Source organism: Ruegeria arenilitoris, from assembly GCF_013032445.1.
Classification (GTDB): domain Bacteria; phylum Pseudomonadota; class Alphaproteobacteria; order Rhodobacterales; family Rhodobacteraceae; genus Ruegeria; species Ruegeria arenilitoris_F.
Window position 1 is genome coordinate 47,370 of the sequence record NZ_WQCA01000016.1, and the last position, 18,860, is coordinate 66,229.

An 18,860-nucleotide genomic window follows, 5' to 3' on the forward strand; every position below is an offset into this window, starting at 1 on the left:
CCTAACTCTCCGAGAAGGGGCAGAGGGACCCGCCGCGCCATTCGCTTGATATTCTGTAGGAGTCTATCCGTACCCTCAGAACAGGATCATCCGACGCCTCGATCCCATTGGTTAGCAGGCCCGGGTTAAAGCTGAGCTTTTCACAGTCTGCTATTTGGTCCTCGGGCACTGTGTCCAGAGTCAGCGTGCCCATCATGATCCGTTTGCGATGTGGCGGCCAAGGGCGGGAGGAATTGTTGAAATCGTCGCCCACCTCGCCAATCATCATCATCAGGGAAAACCGCGCGGGTTCCTTGGCCAGACGGTCTTTTAATTCGGCCCGCAAGTAGTCATCGACCGGTGCATTGTTGGGGTCAGTCCTAAGAACACCCGCAATTGGCTGCCATGAGAACCGAACCCAGCGACGTGTATTGTCCTCGCCAGTAACCACAAACGTATGCACGGCATGATACGCCGCCCTGACATAGCTGGTCGGCGCACCGATTTGGGCGGCCTGCATGATACCCAGTTGGGAATAAGCGTTCTGATCCGCGAATTCGATGGCACCGTCATCCGGGCTGATGGTTTCCCCCGGATAGGGATCGCGCTTGGGCAGGATCAGTTGCAGGTAGTTGCAGATCTTTCGCCAGGGTGACTCGGCCTCATACATTCTGGGTTTCGCGGCTTCGGCGAAGTCCAGAAAAGTCTCGGGTGTCGGGGCGAAAAACTCTGGCAGGGTCATTGCGATCAGATCGGTATCCGTGCCATCGCCCAAATGAAACCGCACCGCCATACCGCGCACGTCAGACCAGCCGTCATGCACGGCAGCGCACCCGGATCCGTTCGAGAACCGCGCGATCACATCCGTCTTTTCCGCGCTGAAGTGGTCGGCGACGCAGTAATGTCGGGCAATTGGTGAGGGTTCGAAACTCCCCGTCGCGCTGATTCCGATGCTGTGCACCGGGCGCAGAGCCGTATCGCCATCCGGGCGCTGCAACACCGCAACCAGCTTCTCGGCTATGCCGGGATCGCTCATACCTCTCCCCCTTTTCAGTCGTTTAAATTCGCTGAAAATTTCGCGTTAACCATAAGCGCTGAGCCTTCAAAGGCAACAGAAACAACGTGGAGACGGCGGTGAATTTCCCATGTGGTTCAAAATGATCAGCCGGGTCACCACTTTTGCAGCATCTCGACGGCGTTCGACCAGTATTTGCTCTGCTTGCTGGCCTGGAAAGCGTGGTCCATCAACATGTAGGATTCGGGTTTGTGGGTCGCCAGGCCAACGATCTTGGGCAGAGGTGGATTGATCCGCACCAGCCGGTTCTTCAAAACCATACGCGCCATCCAGTACTGGTTTTCCGCAGAGGTGGTGAGCAGCAATTCAATCAATGCGCCTTTAGGTGCCCCTGATGTCACCCCGAACCATTTCAACAGGCCCCAGTCATCGGGATTTTTGATCATTTCTTCGGAAATGTCCGTCGGTTGCTGTCCTGTGCCGATTGACAGCGCTTCGATATCCGCAACTCCTTTTGCCCGCTCAGCTGCGATCGCGACATTGATCCCGTTCATCACCGGGTTGTTGGCGAAGGTTCCGCCATCGGCGAAATAGCCGTAATCGACACCATCGGCCGTGATCAGATGCGGCGGGAAATAGGAGGGGGCGGCCGAGCTTGCCATTGCGACGTCCAACAGTTTCACCGTTGTCATGTCCAGCCAAGCCTCGTGTTCAAGGTTCTGATTTGTGATCGTGAACGGCGACCAGCCGATCGTGTCGCTGCGATGCAGGCAAACCGTATTCACGGCCAAAACCAGATCTGACGATATCGACCCGATGGTCCGGTCTTCGACGAGCGAAGTACCAATGCGTTCAAGACCCGAGGCATGGTATTGCGACGCCATAATGCCCGGACCGCCACCAAGCCTGAACCGCCGCATGATTGTGTCGAGCGCTTTGTCCAGAACACCGCGTTCGTTCTCAAGAAAAATCTGGTCAGCGTCGCCGCGATAATGCGCGGCCAACTCACTGACCAATACGCCCATATCCTTGCCTTGCGTCCGGCCATCCGCCAGAGCCACGGCAATCAGACCGCCGGTAGATGTGCCCGCGAAGCCGTCCGCCTTATCCAGAAATCCAGTTTCTTCGTGAAGGCTCTGCAGGATCAGGCAGGTCAGATATCCTCGTATCCCGCCGCCATCGCAGGAAACCAACTTAAATGCCATTTGATGCGCCTCGTAATCTTGCCTGCAGCCTCGCCCCGGCCAGAGCCGGGTGACGGTTTTTTGTTCTTTTGACGCTGACCATTGAGAAAAACAAGCGTCACGTAGAAACGGGCCTAACTTGGGTTCTGCCGTAAATGCGCGTTTAGTCGGAAATCAATGGAACTTACTAGACGATACAGCGGTTCAGCGTCGCGCAATCTACCTAAACGCCACGCGTAGCCAGAAATTGTTTTAGGTCGCGGTACGGCACTGAATACCGCAACTGAAAGAACAGCGTGCTTAAAATTACGTCCTACGGTATTTGTGCACCTCTGAATGAGATTGCCGCTGCCCGCAACGCTCGAAATCCGCGATGCCATTTACTCGAGTGCTTCACTTCCAAAGCTCGCGGCTTGTTTCACAAGCAAAGAAATCCTGACAATCCTTTTGGGACGGGACCTGCTGCGTCGCTCGGTAGAGCGACGCAGCAGTCGATATCTTAGAACGACCAGTTCAACCCTGCGCGCAAGTAGGGACCTTGAGCGTCATTTCCGATTTCCTGTTCGGCAGTGGCTTCGAACTGCATGCCGTGCATAAGGTCTTTTTCATACCCCAGCACAATGCTTGCACCGGTAAAGTCCGTGGACGCGAATGTTAGCGTTTCCGTTGATGAGAACACGGTGACATCTGCGTTGGTGTCCCCCAGTCCTCTTCGTAGGACGCCGCTCAACTGACCAGAGATGACACCTCCGTGACCTAGCTCTTTATCAATTTCCGCGCCAAGTCGGGCTTCGATTACTTCCGTTGTGGCCGATCCGACAGTCGCGTTGGCATCGGATCTTGTTTCCGTGTACTCGTCGTCTTTCTGGCGCGTATACCGAACTTCACCAATGCCGAGCAGTCCGAAATCGTCGCTGACATGGAATGCCCGCTCTATGCCGATGTGAGCAGTCAACAACTGACTGTCATAGTCGGCATGCGCGTCCGGGCTGCCGGTAATTTGACGCGACCGGTCCGTAGACAACCACCCGTAGCCGAACCCGAACTCGAGTGTGTAAGCGCCCACCTGACGTCCGATTGCGGTATCCAGATAGAAACCAGTGGTATCAAAATCGGTTGTGTCAGTATCGCCATCGGCGTTGAAAACACCCATGCCCACAGCCAATGAAAGGCCATTGTCCAGCTGGCCGGAAAGCCCCACACTACCATCGAACAACACGATGTCGGTGTCATTGCCCGGTACAGTTTCAAACTGACGGTATTGGGCATCTATCATCGCGTATGGCCGGAAACCTCCGAATGCAGCGGTCGCCTGCTGAAACGCGAAACCACGCGATACCTGCGCTGGCTGATCGTATCTCAACGCATCGCTTGCACCGCCGACGACGCTTCCGAAAAAGGCCGTTACATCGCCAGAGATTCCGAGATCGCCAGTGTCCACAACAGCGTACACAGGTGCTGATCCGCCCTCATCTTGGACAAACCAGGCTGATCTGCCGTCAGAGACTTGTGTCGTAAACACACCCACGCTTGGCGCAGCATCCTCAAAGTAGAAGACGTTACTGCCGCCTTGTGCATCCAGATTTACGTTGTGATCTTGCACCCGGATCAGACCGGATACCTGATCCTTGCTGTCTACATTCAGAGTACCACTGCCCGTACCTAAGAAGATTGCATACGCCTTGCCGCCGTCGGATGTAGCCGAAATCCGGCCTACATCAGAAATTACACCGTCAAAGTTTTCGAAATACAGTCCGTAGGCTTCGGAAGACGCACCGCCAGTCGCAGTTGCCGTGATGGTGCCTGTATTCGAAAAGGTGCCTTGCATGTCTTCGATCCAGACACCTGCGGCGGATGCTCGGGCTCCGTCGGTGCCATTCACGATTTTAGCGGTCGCATCGATTGTACCGGAGTTCGTAACCGACGCGTTCACGTCATCATACAGCAGTATGCCTTGTGCTCTGAGGTTCGCAGCCCCCTGAGCGAGAACCGAAATGCTGCCGCTGTTTGCAACGCTTCCGGTTGTATCCCCCCGAATGTAGATACCGCGAGCAGTGGCCCAGTCTTTCTTGGAAATACTCACAGTGTCGATCACGCCTGAGTTAGTCAGATTACCTTCAAAGCCGTGACGGACGTAAAGACCGCTGGCATAGGCAGAACCTGTATCCCCTTCTGCGCGAACTGTAATATTGCCGCTGTTGGTGAAGTTTCCTTCCAGAGAGGCATCTTCATCTCTGGGGTCCTCGTTGCGTATGTAGAACCCGTATGCTTCGGATTCGTCATCCGTGGTTGTTGATGTCACGTTCACTGTGCCAGAGTTTGTGACATTGCCGACAATTCCATCTTGCACTGCGAATCCTGCAGCAAGGGCACTTTCGTACCCTGTGGCGTCAGCGGTGATCGAACCGCTGTTAGAGAGATTGCCTTCCATCCGGTCTTCGACGATCAAGCCGGTTGCATAAGCCTCGGAGGTGTCAGATATCGCAGTCGCGGTGATCGAACCGGAGTTCTGAAAATTCCCTTCGAAATCGTCATCGATTTTCAGACCTGCGGCACTGGCTTCGGACTCACCCCGCGCGTTGACAGTGATTGACCCGCTGTTGGTGACGTCACCTTCCAGATCGTTTGCGATAAACAGGCCAAAAGCTTCGGCACTTCCATTGTCTGTCTGGGTATTGACCGTAAGCGTACCTGAGTTGGCAAAGTTCCCGATCAGATCTTCGCTTACATAAAGACCGAACGCCTCAACACTATCAGTTGACGTGCTGGTACCACGAATGTCGATTGTGCCTGAGTTCGTGAAATTCCCGTTGAGGTTCCCGGACAGGTAGAAACCCGAGGCGCTGACCTCGCTAGACGCCTGCCCAATGGCACGAATGGTTCCACTGTTCGAGATACTACCGTTGGTATCACCTTCGATATACACGGCGGCTGCATCGACACTGCCGGAAGAGGCAGACGCATTTGCGGTGATCGTACCGGTATTGTTGAAGTTCCCGTTCAGGTCGCTTTCCAAATGATACGCCCATGCCGTCGCTGACGTGTCGGCAGCAGCGTTGACGGTCACGGCCCCGCTGTTGCTTATTCCAGTGTTGATATCACTGACGAACAACAAGCCTAACGCTGAAGCCCCTTCTGCACCGGCAGCGGTGGCTTTGATTGTACCTGAGTTTGAAATGGTTGCGGTCGACTCAACACCCCCGACGAATACAGCCCCCAGCGCGCTCGCTCCATTGCTTGATGTGGAATTCGCGCTTGCTGTGACAGTCCCCGTGTTTGCGAACGCACCGCTATATTCTTGCAGCATAAGAAAGCCGAGGGCCGCAGCCCCGCTGCTGCCGTTCGCAGCGATGTTGATAGTTCCGTTGTTTCTGATGGCCCCGGATGCTTCGAGGTTCCCGGTCAGAACAACACCAATCCCGAATGAATTTCCTGAAGACGGGCCCGTAATGGTACCGTTGTTAGTGGCAGTGCTTGAGTAATTTGTGTTTATCTCGACCGCCGCGACGGCTGCGGTGGTCAAGTTAATTGCCCCCGTTTCAGTAATCGTTGCGTCGATATCCGATGAGATAACAGCCTGTGTGTTCTGAGGCGTGGAAATAACCTGAGCCTGGGCATTGCCTACCGTCAGGGCAGTTGCAGAAACAGAGGCTAGGAAAAGCGATGGCGCAACACTCGCCACCCGTCCTTTCCACTTCACCAAACGACCCCCTCGCGCCACACGATCATGGGCGCGCTCTGCTGCGCAGTCTTTCATTTTCCGAATACCCCCTCGGAACTAATGTTCTGTTAACTATTGTTGCAAGGGCTAGCTAAATTCAAAGCTGGGCACAAATGTGACAGTTTTATATTTATTGGGAAGATTTTCCTGTATTGCTCAAACGACACACAACATATCGACATGATACTTGACCTTGTCGGCGCTGCCGCACCGATGGACGATATCAAAAGAATAGTCTAACACGTGGTGATTGCTGCGGCTAAACACGGTCATTTTGGGCGGTGCACTTCGGAGATGAGGCGAAAAATGTACGAACAGAAACAGATTTCCGTACAAGACGCCTATACTCAGGGTTTGTCACATTATGAGAACGGACATCTGAAACAAGCAGTTGGGCTTTTTTCGGAAATCATCCGTGTCGCACCCCGGCATGCCGCATCACATCAAATGCTGGGCCTGATCGCCTATCGAATGGGGCAGTTTGAACCCGCTGTTGCCGCTTTCGAGCAAGCTGTGCGTCTGCAGCCGGGGAATGGGGCCTTTCTTACGAATTTCACTGAAATTCTTCGTGCGTCCGGTCGGCTTGATCAGGCTTTGGAAGCCGGAGCTCAGGCAGTGCGTCTGGCGCCGGGCAACCCCGCGGCGCATTCCAATCTCGGGCTGGTCTATTACGACCGGAAAGACCTGAGCCAAGCAAAGACGTCGCAAGACCGTGCGCTGGCCCTTGATCCAAACTTTGATCGTGCAATCAATAACCTGGGAAGCATCGCCAGAGATGAAGGAGATCTCGGGAAAGCTTCAGAACTTTACCGAAAGGCGTTGCGGATCAATCCGGGTTCGACGGAGACCGCCAACAATCTTGTTTCGGTTCTTATCGAGGCCGAAAAACTTGCTGAAGCCGGCGAGTTTGCCAAGGCCCGTTTGAAAATCAGCCCTCGGGATGCAGAGCTGCACCGCAACTTCGGTCGGCTTCTGGTGCTTCAGAACGACTTGGATTCGGCCGAGGCCTGTTTCAGGACCTCCATCGATATCGACAGCACAAAGGCGGATAGCTTTGTCGGTTTGTCTCAGGTTTTGTTTGAAAAGAATCACCCAAAACTTGCTTTGATAGAAGCAGAACAGGCATTGCGTTTGGACCCGGACAACGCAGCAGCCTGCCATCAGTTGGCTTTGGTCGAAGCTCATCTCGGAGAGGTTGAAAAGGCCGAAACGCTGCATAAACGTGCTTTGGAACTGAAGCCGGAAATGACTGCAAGCCATTTGGCTCTGGGTCACTTGGCAATGGAACAGGGAAAATTTGAAGCGGCGCGCCAAAGATTTGAAACGGCAGCCGAACTTGCTGACGACAAGTTGAGTGCGTTGATCGCACTTGCGCGTCTAGAGAAGGTCACCGAGAACAGCGAAGTGTTTCAATCTCTGGAAGCTGTGTCGTCTTCGGTGGAAACATTGCTGCCCCAGAAAGCCGTCGCCTATCATTATGCGATGGGCGATTGCTATGAACGGTTGGGGCGATACGACGAGGCCTTTTCGAGTTTCGAAAAGGGCGCGCGGGTCAAGCGTGGTCTAATTTCCTACGATCCCAATGAGATCGATCAGCTGACGGACGACCTTATCGCCACATTTAACCGTTCAACGATAGAGCGGCTGCGCAGTTGCGCCATTTCGAGTGCAAAACCGATTTTTATCGTCGGAATGCCGCGTTCGGGCACAACGCTGACGGAATCCATCCTAGACGCCCACCCGGATGTTTTCGGCGCAGGTGAGCTAAACGACCTGCAGAATGTTTTTGGCCGTTTGCCTGACGGAACAACGAATGTTCCGAGAGCTTTGCGTAGTACCACAGCAGAGGCTTTGACCCGATGCGCGGAAGACTACGTCGAGGCTTTGACAGCGCACTCTCCGAATGCGGTACATCTGGTTGACAAGATGCCGGCCAATTTCCAGCTGATCGGACTGATCCACGCGATCTTGCCGAATGCAAAGATCATACATATCGCGCGCGAACCCATGGATATTTGCTTGTCCTGCTATACACGCCTGTTTGAACGTAGCCAATTGCACAGCTATGACCAGCAAGAGCTTGGCCAGTATTTCAACAACTATATACGTCTCATGAACCACTGGCGTGAAACGCTGCCCGAGCATGCGTTCCACAACATTCACTATGAAGATCTGGTAGATGATATTGATGGCGTGGCACGGGGTATGATCGAGTATTGCGGCCTCGATTGGACAGACGCTTGCCTGGAATTTTATTCGGGTGAACGGCGTGTCAGAACGGCCAGCGTACAACAGGTTCGCCAGCCGCTCTATTCTTCGTCCAAGGCGAAATGGCGGCGATATGAACGGTATTTGCAACCGCTGATGGAAACCGTCGGTGAAAACCGAATTCGCTTCTGAGCTTAGGATCGACTTGTATAACGGAAGGTTTCTGGCTCATCCGAACGGTCAACGAGTGAAAGCTACCCCGCCCGACTTTCGAAACGTGAATCACGCAGGTGATCCAAAATCTATGGGTCTTGACCCCAAGCTTAGGTTTCAAAGCTCACAGAAACGTTCTCTTCGGTCGCGACACTCTGGCAGGTCAGAATAAGTCCTTTTGAAACATCACTGTCTTCAAGAGCCATACGGTTCCGCATATGGACGGCTCCATGGGTTAAACGGGCGACACAAGCGCCACATACACCCGACTGACAACTGAAGGGTGGGTTCAGGCCGGCTGATCGGGCTGCTTCGAGAATGGTTTGTCCGGCGGATACAGGAATTTCTGTCGATGCGCCGTTCAGCTCTATGCACGCCGAGGCTGCGATCCCCGGCACGCTTGTGTCACTTTCGGTGTCGCCACCAAAGCTCTCCATGTGAATGCGGTCGTCCGGAACGTCCAGGTTGCGTAGGGCGGTGCGAGTATCTGAATTCATCGTGCCGGGACCGCAGATCCAGAATTGCGTGTCCTGCGCCACCGGAGGTGTTTCGGAAATCGATGCCTGAATGGCCTCTGCGTCCAGCCGTCCCGTGCGCCAAGGGCTGAACCAACTGAACAAAGCGGGACGGGAAAGGACATGCCGCACGGTGAAACGTTGTGGGTATTGTGCCTGCATCCGGTCCAGTTCATCTGGAAAAAGGATGCTGTTCGCGCTTGAATTGCCAAAGACCAGATACGCCGAGGAATAGGGTTCGTCGGTCAACACAGACCTGATCATTGCGTAAAGAGGCGTAATACCGCTGCCCGCTCCGAAGAAATAATGGGTGCGGCGTTTCAAGCTTCCGGGGGTCAGAGTGAATTGGCCAAAAGGAGGCATGACTTCGACTGTGTCCCCTGCAGACAGAGTGTCGCCGATATGGTTGGACACGGTCCCACCTTTGACGCGTTTGACAGTGATGCGCAGCGGCGATCCCGGTGGGTTCGAGATGGTGTAACTGCGTCTGTGCTCCTCACCTGCGATCCGGAACCGGACGGTCAGATGTTGCCCGGCCGTCCACTGAAACTGATCGGCTAGGACAGGTGGGACGTCAAAGGTAACACTGGTCGCGGCTCCTTCGATTTCCTTTCGGATGTCCGTCACGGTTAAAGTGTGAAAGTCGCGTTGCATGGGAATATTCCGTCACCGGTAATCGTAGGTCGTGGTCAAAGAGTGGATCACTGTCCCGCCAAGATACGGGGCAAAAACAAACTCATCCGTCTGGCGCATTGTGCCGGAGTGGCCCTGCCAATCGTAATCGACATGCGTCACGGCGGTAACATGCGAAACGCCATCCTCAACTCTTGACGAAATTTCGGGGATGGATCGTCGGGTTTCCCTGTACCCCTCCAGCGCATTCGCAATCTCGGGGTCTTCCGTGTCGGCGTCATCCGCGACCCGGTAGGTGAAGACGTCGTCCTTTTGCCCCATACCGTATTTCAGGATGACCCGGTGCGTGGCATCGGGGTGCCAGTCGCTCCAGGTGGCCAGCAGGCTTTGTTCGTCCTCAGCTTGCAGGATGCGCGCAGCAACGTCTTCGGGCGCGTCTGCCTGCGCGGTCAGCGCCAAAACCAACGCAAGCGCAACACCGATCAAAGTGGCTTGAGCCGGTTTCATCACGCGTCCCCGTCACGGTCTTGCATGAAGCTCAACACCGCTTTCTGATGTTGGGTGATCGGGCTTTCTCCGACTCCGGCGGGACCGATTTCAAGGTAAGGGCTTTTCAGAGATTTCTGTTGCTGCTCACAGGCGTAGATGTCCTCGGCCGTGAAATCGCCAGAGGCCATCGGGTCGTCCGCGCCGGTGGCATCGTCGCCTTGGTATTTCGCGCCGCCGAAGTCCTTCCAGAAGCCCCAGCTTTTCCATTGCTGCTTCTGAAATGCCCAATCCGATACGTTGGCCAGTTTTGTCCGGTTTTCGACCCGCGTCAGGTCGGGGGCCAGCGGCGTGATCACGAACAGGTTCCAGCTTTCCTCACTGGCACCGATGCCAATACCGGGAAACAGCATCGGGACCCAGGCTCCGACATGGGGTTCCGGGATCGTGCGCGGCATCGGCAGGTTGGCTTCGTGGTTCTTCGCATAGGCTTCTGAGGGTGGCTCCCAAAAGTGGTAATGCGGCCCCTTCCAGCCATACTCGGCCTTGGCATGATCATACATGTGCAGCGTGTTCGAGTGCAGATGGCTCAGGTGGTAAACGTCGATGTAATTCTCGACGATGATCTTCCAGTTGGCCTTGATCTCATAGGTATTCCGGCCTTCGGTGTATTCCACCAGTTCTTCTGGTTTGTGCGGTCCAAGGAAGGGGTCCACCTCTCCGAACCATTCGGCAAGGGTGGGCGCATCCGGATCTGGATGCACAAACAGCATACCCCGCCAGACGTCGACGCTGGCCGGTTTGAGTCCAAGACAGGACTTGTCAACACCGTTTGGAAACTCGATGGCTTCATCAGGAACCGAGATAAGATTGCCTTCCAGATCATAGGTCCAGTCGTGATACGGGCAGGTCAGGGCTTTCTGCGTCTTGCCGACCGCGCGGATCAGTTGGGTGCCCCGGTGGCGGCAAATGTTGTGAAACGCGCGCAGGCGGTGGTCGCGGCCCATCACAATGAACAGGTTGTTCAGGCCTGCCTGAACTGACAGGTAGTGTCCCGGACCCTCGATATCCTCGACCAAGCCGGCAAACCGCCAAGTGCGTGAGAAGATCAGATGCTGTTCCCTGTCGAACCAGTCCTGCGCGGTGTAAGCCTCAACCGGCAGATGGTGATACATTTTGGTCATCAAAGCACCTCAGGCAAGAAGATGGGCATATTGGGGAAACAGGCTGGCGGCGATCATCATCAGACCCAGCACAGCCCAGAGGCAGACAATGGCCCAGTAGAGAAGGGGGTCATCATCCCGGTTTATCTCAAACACCAGAAAGGCCTGCCCGTTCATGATCGTTGGCACGACCCACCAAACAAAGAGCAACCCCCAGACCCAGTAGATTCCAAGCACCGTGGCCACCAGAAGGATGGGTAACGCAATGTAGTTCGCGGTTCTGGCAGGGCTCATTGCGTCGTCTCCAAAACCGAGGCTAACAGCGTGGCGGCCTGTTTCAACTCGGCACGCCATGCTTCGGGCGGATTCAGCGGGGACAGGGCATCCATACTCACAAAGATCGCCGAGATACCCTGGGTCACAGCCCGAATACGTGGGTCCGGTGCCGAAGGGGCTGCGCGCCTGAGGATGGCTTCGATCACATCAAAGAAGTCCGTGAGACTGTCCATCAAGCCCTGCCGCAGGTCCGGTCGATCCGGCACCGCCGCCACCAGTGCCTGATAAGCAAGCATCAAACGCGGATCGGTCCCGCCATCTAGTGAAAACAACGCATCTACAAGGTCCGAAGGGGATGCCTCAGCCGGAAGCGCCTGGCGCAATCCTTCCAGTGAATCTGCGAAGCCAGCGATGGTGTGGGCGGCCAGTGCGCTGACCATTTCGTCCTTGTTTCCAAGGTAATGACGCAGAAGCGGGCGCTTGACGCCAGCTACCTCTGCAATTCGCTGCTGGGTCGCGCCTTCAAGCCCGAACCGCGCCACGCATGTAAGGTATGCATCGAGGATCTCATGTGATCGTTGGTCTTTCAGAGAGGGTCTGGGCATTTGTATCTCATAAACTGTCACTGTTGACAAATAACCCTGATCCTTATTTTGTCAACAGTGACAATTTATTTTTCAAAGGCCCACCCGGTACTGTTTCCCCGATCATCAAAACCCGACCAATAGTAGAGGCTCGGTTTTGATTAATTGGCGCGTAACTCGATAGGCTAACACATCATGTCAGCAGTTTCGAAACGAACGGCGCTATCTACCGCCTGGCGCAAGCAAGGGCGAAACAGCTTTGAGATAGTCCCAAAAAATACAACAAGCCGGGTTCTGCGCCGCCTTCTGGCCGGAAATCGTACCGTCTCTGACAGTTAGGCTTTCAAAGTTTGACCGTCTGCAAGACTTGGATTGTCGTGTTCTCGTCTTAATACGCTCATGAATAGTTTGGTGATGCGTGTTGGCGCGGGTTGCCTGCGGGTCACAGCTGCAAAACGCGTGCGATACTGAGTTTCGCCGGGCAAAACCTTCTTCATCATTTTCTGGTCGACAAATTGCTGGGCGAGGTGGTCGGGCAGATACCCAAGATAACGGCCGGACAGGATCAAAACAGCAAGAGCCTGTTCGCTTTGAACCTTTGCCGCGCGCTTTAGGCCCAATTGCTGACCAACGATAAGATTTGGGGAGTTCACGCTGAGGCCCGCATAGTTGAACTTGCGCAGCTCGTCCATGTCCAGATCGGCATCTGAGCGATCGAACAAGGGGTGCTCATTGCTGCAATACAGGAACATGTCCTCTCCATACAGCGGGACATAATCAAGACTGGCAGAGGGACGGTGCAACGCAATGATCCCGATGTCCAGATGTCCGGTAATGACCATGGTTTCGATCACGTTGGGCGGTTCCACCGAAAGTTCGATTTGAACGGCGGGCGCGGCCTCGTTGAACTTGTGGATCGAACGGGCCAACCGTGCCTCTGGGTTCGAGGTGCATTGATCGAACAATGCGACCCGAATGGTTCCCGCCAATTGCTCTTTGATCTCGTTCACTTCGGTTCGAAACTGCGAAACGGAAATCAGCAGGTCTTCGGCGGCGCGTAGGACTTTTTGTCCGTCTTCGGTCAGCGAGAAGCCGGAAGGCCCGCGATTGCAGAGCTTCAGATCTAGACGCAGCTCCAGGTCCGAGATGTGTTTGGAAATCGTCGATTTTCCGATGTTCAACTCAACCTCGGCAGCCGAAAGCCCGCCGCTTTCAACAACGGTTTTAAACACCCGCAAAAGCCGGATATCGGCGTCGCCTATTCGTGTGGTCAGTGTGTCGAGCTTCATTCTGCAAGTTCGATATATGTGAAACCTATCGCGCAAAGTTTAGCAACGAAGAAACACTTTGCGCAAGCTAGGTGTTCTGCGCCGAGGCAGAATCGGACTGGCCAACTCTCCCCTGGTCAGCGCGCACCTCGAAATCTGAAAATGGGAGGAAATCCATGTCATTTATCAAAAAGCTTGGCACCATCACCGCTGCAGTATCCGTAGCGGCACTGATGGCCGCTGGCGCAGCCGACGCGAAAAACTTCAAAATTGCGGTCGGTGACAGTGCAGGCAGCGCACAGGAAGCTCTTGGAATTGCATTTGTCAAAGCGCTCGAAGAGAAATCGGGTGGCGAGCATACTGCAACCCTGTTCCTGAACGGTCAGCTGGGCTCTGAACAGGATACTGTCAACGAAGCCGCCATCGGCACGCTGGATATGTCGCTGCTGGCGATCAACAACATCACACCCTTCTCGCCTTCGGTGGGCGTATTCACGCTGCCTTACGTGATCCTTAGCCTAGAAGACGCTGAGAAGCTGACCCAGGGTCCAATCGGTCAGGAACTGGTTGAAAACACGATCCGCGATGCGGGCGTGCGCATCATTGGCTGGACCTATACCGGTTTCCGCCGCCTGACCAACTCGAAAAAGCCGGTCAGCTCGGTTGCCGACCTGCAGGATCTGATCATCCGCGTTCCCAAGAACGAGATCATGATCGAAACCTACAAGTCCTGGGGCATCAACCCGACGCCGATGGCGTGGTCGGAAACCTTCACCGGTCTGCAGACCAAGGTTGTCGACGGCCAGGACAACCCATACCTGACCATCAACGCAATGAAATTTTACGAGGTACAGAACCACGTAACCAATCTGCGTTACATTTTCTCGATCGAACCGCTGATCATTTCCGAAGCTGTCTTCCAGGATCTGTCCGAAGAAGAACAACAGATGATCTTGGAAGCAGGACAAGAGGCAACTCTGGCCTCGGCTCAGTTCCTTCGTGATTCAGAAGCGGCCATCAAAGAAGAGCTGACCGCCAAGGGCATGGAAATCATCGATCCTGAAAACGACGAAGCCGAGTTCATTGAATTGGCAACCGGTGCCGTATGGCCGCAGTTCTACGACTCCATCGGTGGCGTCGAAAAGCTGAACGCGGTTCTCGAGGCCATCGGCCGCGACCCGGTCCAGCAGTAATCGCCGCAGAGCGATGCAGGGAAGAGCGTTACGGCGCTCTTCTCATCTCAGGGAGGAGGGAAACCACATGTTCTGGAAATTTCTGGACAATATAGAAAGCGTGATATGCCGGATTTTGTTATCCGGTTTCGTCTGCCTTTTGTTCGTACAGATCGTCGCGCGCGAAGTCTTCGGCTTTTCGATCAGCTGGATCGAGGAACTGTCGGTCTACATGTTCGTCTGGTTCGTCTATTTCGGTGCCAGCTACGCCGCATTGAAGGGCGCGCATAACCGCGTGACGTTCCAGTTCAAGTTCCTGCCTGACGGCGCGATCAAGTACATCGAAGCCTTTGCCGATCTCTTCTGGCTCTTCTTCAATGTCTATTTCCTGTATCTGGCGACGGACTTCGTCTTCAACAAGATGAACAAGTTCTGGAAGTCCCAGACGTTGGGCATCGAGATGAAGTACATCTACATGGTGCTGCCCATCGCCTTTGCGCTGATGACCTTCCGTATCATTCAGGTGAATTACCGCCGCCTGATCAAGGGCGAAGAAATTCACGACCCCGATCAGATCGACCTCGATGAAATCAAAGCTGCGACCGAAGCAGCGAAGAACGACTAAGGGCAGGGAGGACACGTCATGGAATCCGAAATCGTTACAATTCTGTTTGGCTCATTCCTGCTTTTGCTGCTGATTGGTGCTCCGATCACTGTGGCTCTGGGTGTGGCATCGCTGTTTTCGTTCCTGTATCTGGGCGAAAACCCCATCAAATTCGTGCAGATCGCCTTTACCTCGGTCGGGGCCTTCCCGCTGATGGCGCTGCCCGCCTTTATTCTGGCGGGGGCCTTGATGGAGGCCGCCGGTATCTCAAAACGCCTGATCAATGTCGCTGAAAGCCTGGCCGGCCCGTTCACCGGTGGCATCTCGGCGGCAACTGTTATGGCCTGCCTGTTTTTCGGAGCCATCTCGGGCTCGGGCCCGGCAACAACCGCGGCGGTGGGGATGCTGATGATTCCTGCAATGATCAACCGCGGATATGAGCGCGGCTATGCCTCGGCGATCACTGCGTCCTCTGGCGGCCTCGGGATTATCATTCCTCCCTCTATCCCGATGGTGATCTTCGGCATTGCCGCGCTCGGCATGGCACCTCCGCCTGAAGCGGTTGAGAAATTCGGCACCTTCCAGTCGGTCTCGATCTCGAAACTGTTCATCGCGGGCTTTGTTCCGGCCTTCCTGATCGCCACCAGCCTGCTGATCCTGAACTTTTTCATGTCGAAAAAGCGCGGCTACAAAGGTTCAGCCGATGGCTGGTCCATCCGTAACGTGTTCTGCGAGATGTACCGTGGGTTCTGGTCGTTGATGGCGCCGCTGGTGATCCTGGGCGGTATCTACACCGGCTTCTTCACCCCGACCGAGGCCGCGATTGTCGCGATCTTCTACACGCTGGTGGTGGGCGTGGTGATCTACCGTGAACTGACATGGCAGACGCTGTTTCAATCGCTCGAGGCTACCACGTGGTTGACCGGCCGGGTTCTGCTGATCCTGTTCACCGCCACCGTGTTTGGCCGCCTGTTGGTCGAGAACCAGATCCCGGCAATCATCGCGGACTCGATGCTCAGCTTTACAGACAACCTCTATGTGATCTGGGCGCTGATCATCTTCTTCCTGCTGTTCGTCGGCATGTTCATGGAAACGCTGGCCACCATCCTGATCCTCGTTCCGGTGATGCTGCCGGTGGCCTACTCGGTGGGTATCGACCCGATCCACTTTGGCGTGGTTATGGTCTGTACCCTTGGCATCGGCTTTCAGACCCCACCACTGGGTGAGAACCTGTTCATTGCCTCGGGCATTTCGAACATCTCGATCGAACAGATATCGCTGCGGGCTCTTCCGTTCGCTGCAGCCAACACGATTGCGATCTTCATCATCGCTTTCTTCCCTGAACTGTCGCTGTGGCTGCCACGGCTGCTGGGCTACTGACCCGGAAAGGATGACGACATGAAACAACTGGTCACCAACATCCTGTTTGCCACCGACTTGTCGGCGAACTCACCCCACGCCTTGCGCCATGCCGCCAGCATCGCGCAGGCAACCGGAGCGCAGATCCACGTTCTGCACGTCAACGAGCCGCTTTCAGATGACGCCAAAATCACGATGGAGATGTTCATTCTGAACGAGGAAACCCGCAAAACCGCGCTGTCGCGCCGCCACGAGATGGTGCGCCAAGTGTTGGCCGAACGGCAGGCCAAGTTCTGGGCCAGTTTTCAAGGTGATGATGCCAAAATCCGCGAACAGGTGACCTCGGTCGAGGTCACCGACGGCCACCCGGCCGAAGTGATCCTGCGTCGCTCGGTCGAGATGGGCTGTGATCTGATCGTGTTGGGCGCGCATGACCACGGTTTTTCACACACCTTCCTGGGCACCGTCGCGAAACGCGTTTTGCGGCGGTCCAAGATCCCGACACTGATCGTTCCGAACCCGGACGAAGCATAACAACCCCCATTAGAAGGAAAAACAAAATGAGCAAGACCCTGACCGCACAGGACCTGGCCGACACGTTCGACGCGTTCAACCGTCATGACATCGACGGTGTGATGACCCACTTTGCCGATGATTGCGTGTTCTACACCGTGGCCGGTGACGAGAAATACGGCAACAAGGTTGAAGGTGCCGAAGCCATCGCCACCGCTTTCTCGGGCGTGTGGGCTGGCATGAAGGATGCCCATTGGGATCACCACAGCCATTTCGTGCATGGTGACAGGGCCGTTTCGGAATGGACCTTTTCCGGCACCGACGCCAACGGCATGCGGATCGAGGCCGAAGGCGCCGATCTGTTCACCGTGCGTGACGGAAAAATCATCGTGAAACAGGCGCTTCGTAAAACGCGCCCAATGTTCAAAGCCTGATCCGCCGCCTTGCGCGCAGCTTCGGAGAAAAACAAGAATGGTGGACAACAGCATCCCGCGTCACTGGCCCAAGGCCAGCTATGATCCCAAGTACGACCCCATCATAGATGCAGGTCCGGGTCACAATCGCGACCACGCGCCAACTTACTGGGTTGGCACCGCAGGCACTCCGCCCGTGGATGATGGCCCGGTGTCCAGCGACATGGACGCCGACGTCGTTGTCATCGGTTCGGGTTATACCGGCTTATCGACCGCCATTCATTTGGCAAAGGAACATGGCATTCAGGCTGTGGTTCTTGAGGCAAACACAGTGGCCTGGGGCTGTTCGACCCGCAATGGCGGGCAGGCCCAGATTTCCTCTGGTCGGCTGAAACGCTCGCAGTGGATCGAGCGGTGGGGCATGGATGTCGCCAAAGGCATGCACGCAGAGGTGACCGAAGCCTTTGAACTGTTCAATGATCTGATCGCGTCGGACGATATCGACTGCGACCCGCAGACGGGGGGGCACTACTATATTGCCCATCGGGACAAGGTGATGCCGTCGCTCAAGAAAGAGAGCAAACTGCTGAACGATGTGTTTGGCTACGACTCCCGCATCATCTACCGCGATGAGCTGCATGAAAGCCACGTCCGTGACATGGAGGCAGCAGGTGCCATGTGGGAGCCTGATGGTACCTGCATCCATGCCGGTAAACTGGCCTTTGGGTATGTCAACATGGCCCGCCGTTTGGGAGTGAAAATCCACACCGGCAGCCCGGTGATGGGGTGGGAGACCAAAGGCGGTATTCACCATCTGCGCACACCGGGGGGCATTGTCCGAGCAAAGACCGTGGCTCTGGCGACCGCGGGTTATACACCGCCTGGCTTGAACAACCGGACCAAACATCGCTTGATGCCGATCCTGTCGAACTCGATGGTCACCCGGCCGTTGACCCAGTCAGAGCTGGACGAGTGTGGCATCCAGACCAAGTCACCCCTGACCGATACCCGGACATTGCGACACTACTATCGCCTGTTGCCGGATAACAGGATGCAGATCGGCAGCCGCAGTGCGGTGACAGGACGGGATGCTGAAAACAACAAGCACTTGGAACTGCTGAAAAAGGGTCTCGCCCGCAAGTTCCCGGCGTTGGAAGACATCAACCTCGACTACTCTTGGTGGGGGTGGGTCGACGTCAGCCACGACATGATGCCACGCATCTTCCAGCCAGATCCCGACCAACGCGTTTTCTACGCTATGGGATATGGCGGCAATGGCGTGATGTATTCAGCGCAGGCCGGACGACGTATGGCGCAGCTGGTTGCTGGTGAAAAGGACAAGGCATTTGACCTGCCGATCTTCACGTCCCCGCTTCCCAGCCACGGCATCCTCACACCTTTCCGCCGATTGGGCCAGCGCATGGCTTATGTGGGCTATTACCTCAGAGACGAAATTCTCTAATTCACTGACGCTTTGAATCCTCAAACAAGGACACACACAGATGAAGATGACGACAGAAGAGGCCTTTGTTAAGGTTCTGCAGCTGCACGGGA

The 18,860-nt window shown here is 55.3% G+C and carries 16 protein-coding genes; 7 read left to right on the plus strand and 9 right to left on the minus strand.

Annotated features, from left to right (window positions below; genetic code table 11):
- Position 1 precedes the first annotated feature (1 nt).
- The 3 genes from GOW98_RS20285 to GOW98_RS26355 form a co-directional block, all read right to left on the minus strand.
- Complete coding sequence (locus GOW98_RS20285) at positions 2-1,015, minus strand: catalase (RefSeq protein ID WP_170335449.1); 1,014 nt, start codon at positions 1,013-1,015, stop codon at positions 2-4.
- Positions 1,016-1,149: 134 nt separating this feature from the next.
- Positions 1,150-2,199, minus strand: a complete 1,050-nt coding sequence (locus GOW98_RS20290; RefSeq protein WP_170335451.1) for a patatin-like phospholipase family protein — start codon at positions 2,197-2,199, stop codon at positions 1,150-1,152.
- Positions 2,200-2,677: 478 nt separating this feature from the next.
- Positions 2,678-5,878, minus strand: a complete 3,201-nt coding sequence (locus GOW98_RS26355) for an autotransporter domain-containing protein (RefSeq protein WP_170335453.1) — start codon at positions 5,876-5,878, stop codon at positions 2,678-2,680.
- A 327-nt stretch (positions 5,879-6,205) separates the two neighbouring features.
- Here GOW98_RS26355 and GOW98_RS20300 point away from each other — a divergent pair, with 327 nt between their 5' ends.
- On the plus strand, positions 6,206-8,299 hold the full coding sequence (locus GOW98_RS20300) for a tetratricopeptide repeat-containing sulfotransferase family protein (protein ID WP_170335455.1): 2,094 nt from the start codon (positions 6,206-6,208) through the stop codon (positions 8,297-8,299).
- 131 nt (positions 8,300-8,430) lie between these two features.
- Here GOW98_RS20300 and GOW98_RS20305 read toward each other — a convergent pair whose 3' ends face one another.
- The 6 genes from GOW98_RS20305 to GOW98_RS20330 form a co-directional block, all read right to left on the minus strand.
- A complete protein-coding gene (locus tag GOW98_RS20305) occupies positions 8,431-9,489 on the minus strand; it encodes a ferredoxin--NADP reductase (RefSeq protein ID WP_170335457.1) in 1,059 nt (352 codons plus the stop codon).
- Between the two features lie 12 nt (positions 9,490-9,501).
- A complete protein-coding gene (locus GOW98_RS20310; protein WP_170335459.1) occupies positions 9,502-9,975 on the minus strand; it encodes a hypothetical protein in 474 nt (157 codons plus the stop codon).
- Positions 9,975-11,138, minus strand: coding sequence for an aromatic ring-hydroxylating oxygenase subunit alpha (locus GOW98_RS20315; RefSeq protein ID WP_170335462.1), 1,164 nt, complete (start codon positions 11,136-11,138; stop codon positions 9,975-9,977). Before GOW98_RS20315 ends, GOW98_RS20310 begins: the two co-directional genes overlap by 1 nt.
- Positions 11,139-11,147: 9 nt before the next feature.
- Positions 11,148-11,411, minus strand: a complete 264-nt coding sequence (locus GOW98_RS20320; protein ID WP_170335464.1) for a hypothetical protein — start codon at positions 11,409-11,411, stop codon at positions 11,148-11,150.
- Complete coding sequence (locus GOW98_RS20325) at positions 11,408-11,998, minus strand: TetR/AcrR family transcriptional regulator (RefSeq protein WP_170335466.1); 591 nt, start codon at positions 11,996-11,998, stop codon at positions 11,408-11,410. Before GOW98_RS20325 ends, GOW98_RS20320 begins: the two co-directional genes overlap by 4 nt.
- Positions 11,999-12,312: 314 nt before the next feature.
- Complete coding sequence (locus GOW98_RS20330; RefSeq protein ID WP_170335468.1) at positions 12,313-13,266, minus strand: LysR family transcriptional regulator; 954 nt, start codon at positions 13,264-13,266, stop codon at positions 12,313-12,315.
- Between the two features lie 155 nt (positions 13,267-13,421).
- On the opposite strand from GOW98_RS20330, the gene GOW98_RS20335 reads away from it, so the two are divergent.
- From GOW98_RS20335 to GOW98_RS20360, 6 genes are all read left to right on the plus strand, one after another.
- Positions 13,422-14,438 (plus strand): TRAP transporter substrate-binding protein, encoded by a 1,017-nt coding sequence (locus tag GOW98_RS20335; protein WP_170335470.1) that lies wholly within the window; start codon positions 13,422-13,424, stop codon positions 14,436-14,438.
- 67 nt (positions 14,439-14,505) lie between these two features.
- Positions 14,506-15,042 (plus strand): TRAP transporter small permease, encoded by a 537-nt coding sequence (locus tag GOW98_RS20340; protein ID WP_170335472.1) that lies wholly within the window; start codon positions 14,506-14,508, stop codon positions 15,040-15,042.
- Between the two features lie 18 nt (positions 15,043-15,060).
- On the plus strand, positions 15,061-16,401 hold the full coding sequence (locus tag GOW98_RS20345) for a TRAP transporter large permease (RefSeq protein WP_170335474.1): 1,341 nt from the start codon (positions 15,061-15,063) through the stop codon (positions 16,399-16,401).
- A gap of 18 nt (positions 16,402-16,419) precedes the next feature.
- Complete coding sequence (locus GOW98_RS20350) at positions 16,420-16,914, plus strand: universal stress protein (protein ID WP_170335476.1); 495 nt, start codon at positions 16,420-16,422, stop codon at positions 16,912-16,914.
- A 26-nt stretch (positions 16,915-16,940) separates the two neighbouring features.
- Positions 16,941-17,327 (plus strand): nuclear transport factor 2 family protein, encoded by a 387-nt coding sequence (locus tag GOW98_RS20355; protein ID WP_170335478.1) that lies wholly within the window; start codon positions 16,941-16,943, stop codon positions 17,325-17,327.
- Between the two features lie 37 nt (positions 17,328-17,364).
- Complete coding sequence (locus GOW98_RS20360) at positions 17,365-18,768, plus strand: NAD(P)/FAD-dependent oxidoreductase (RefSeq protein WP_170335480.1); 1,404 nt, start codon at positions 17,365-17,367, stop codon at positions 18,766-18,768.
- Positions 18,769-18,860: the final 92 nt, after the last annotated feature.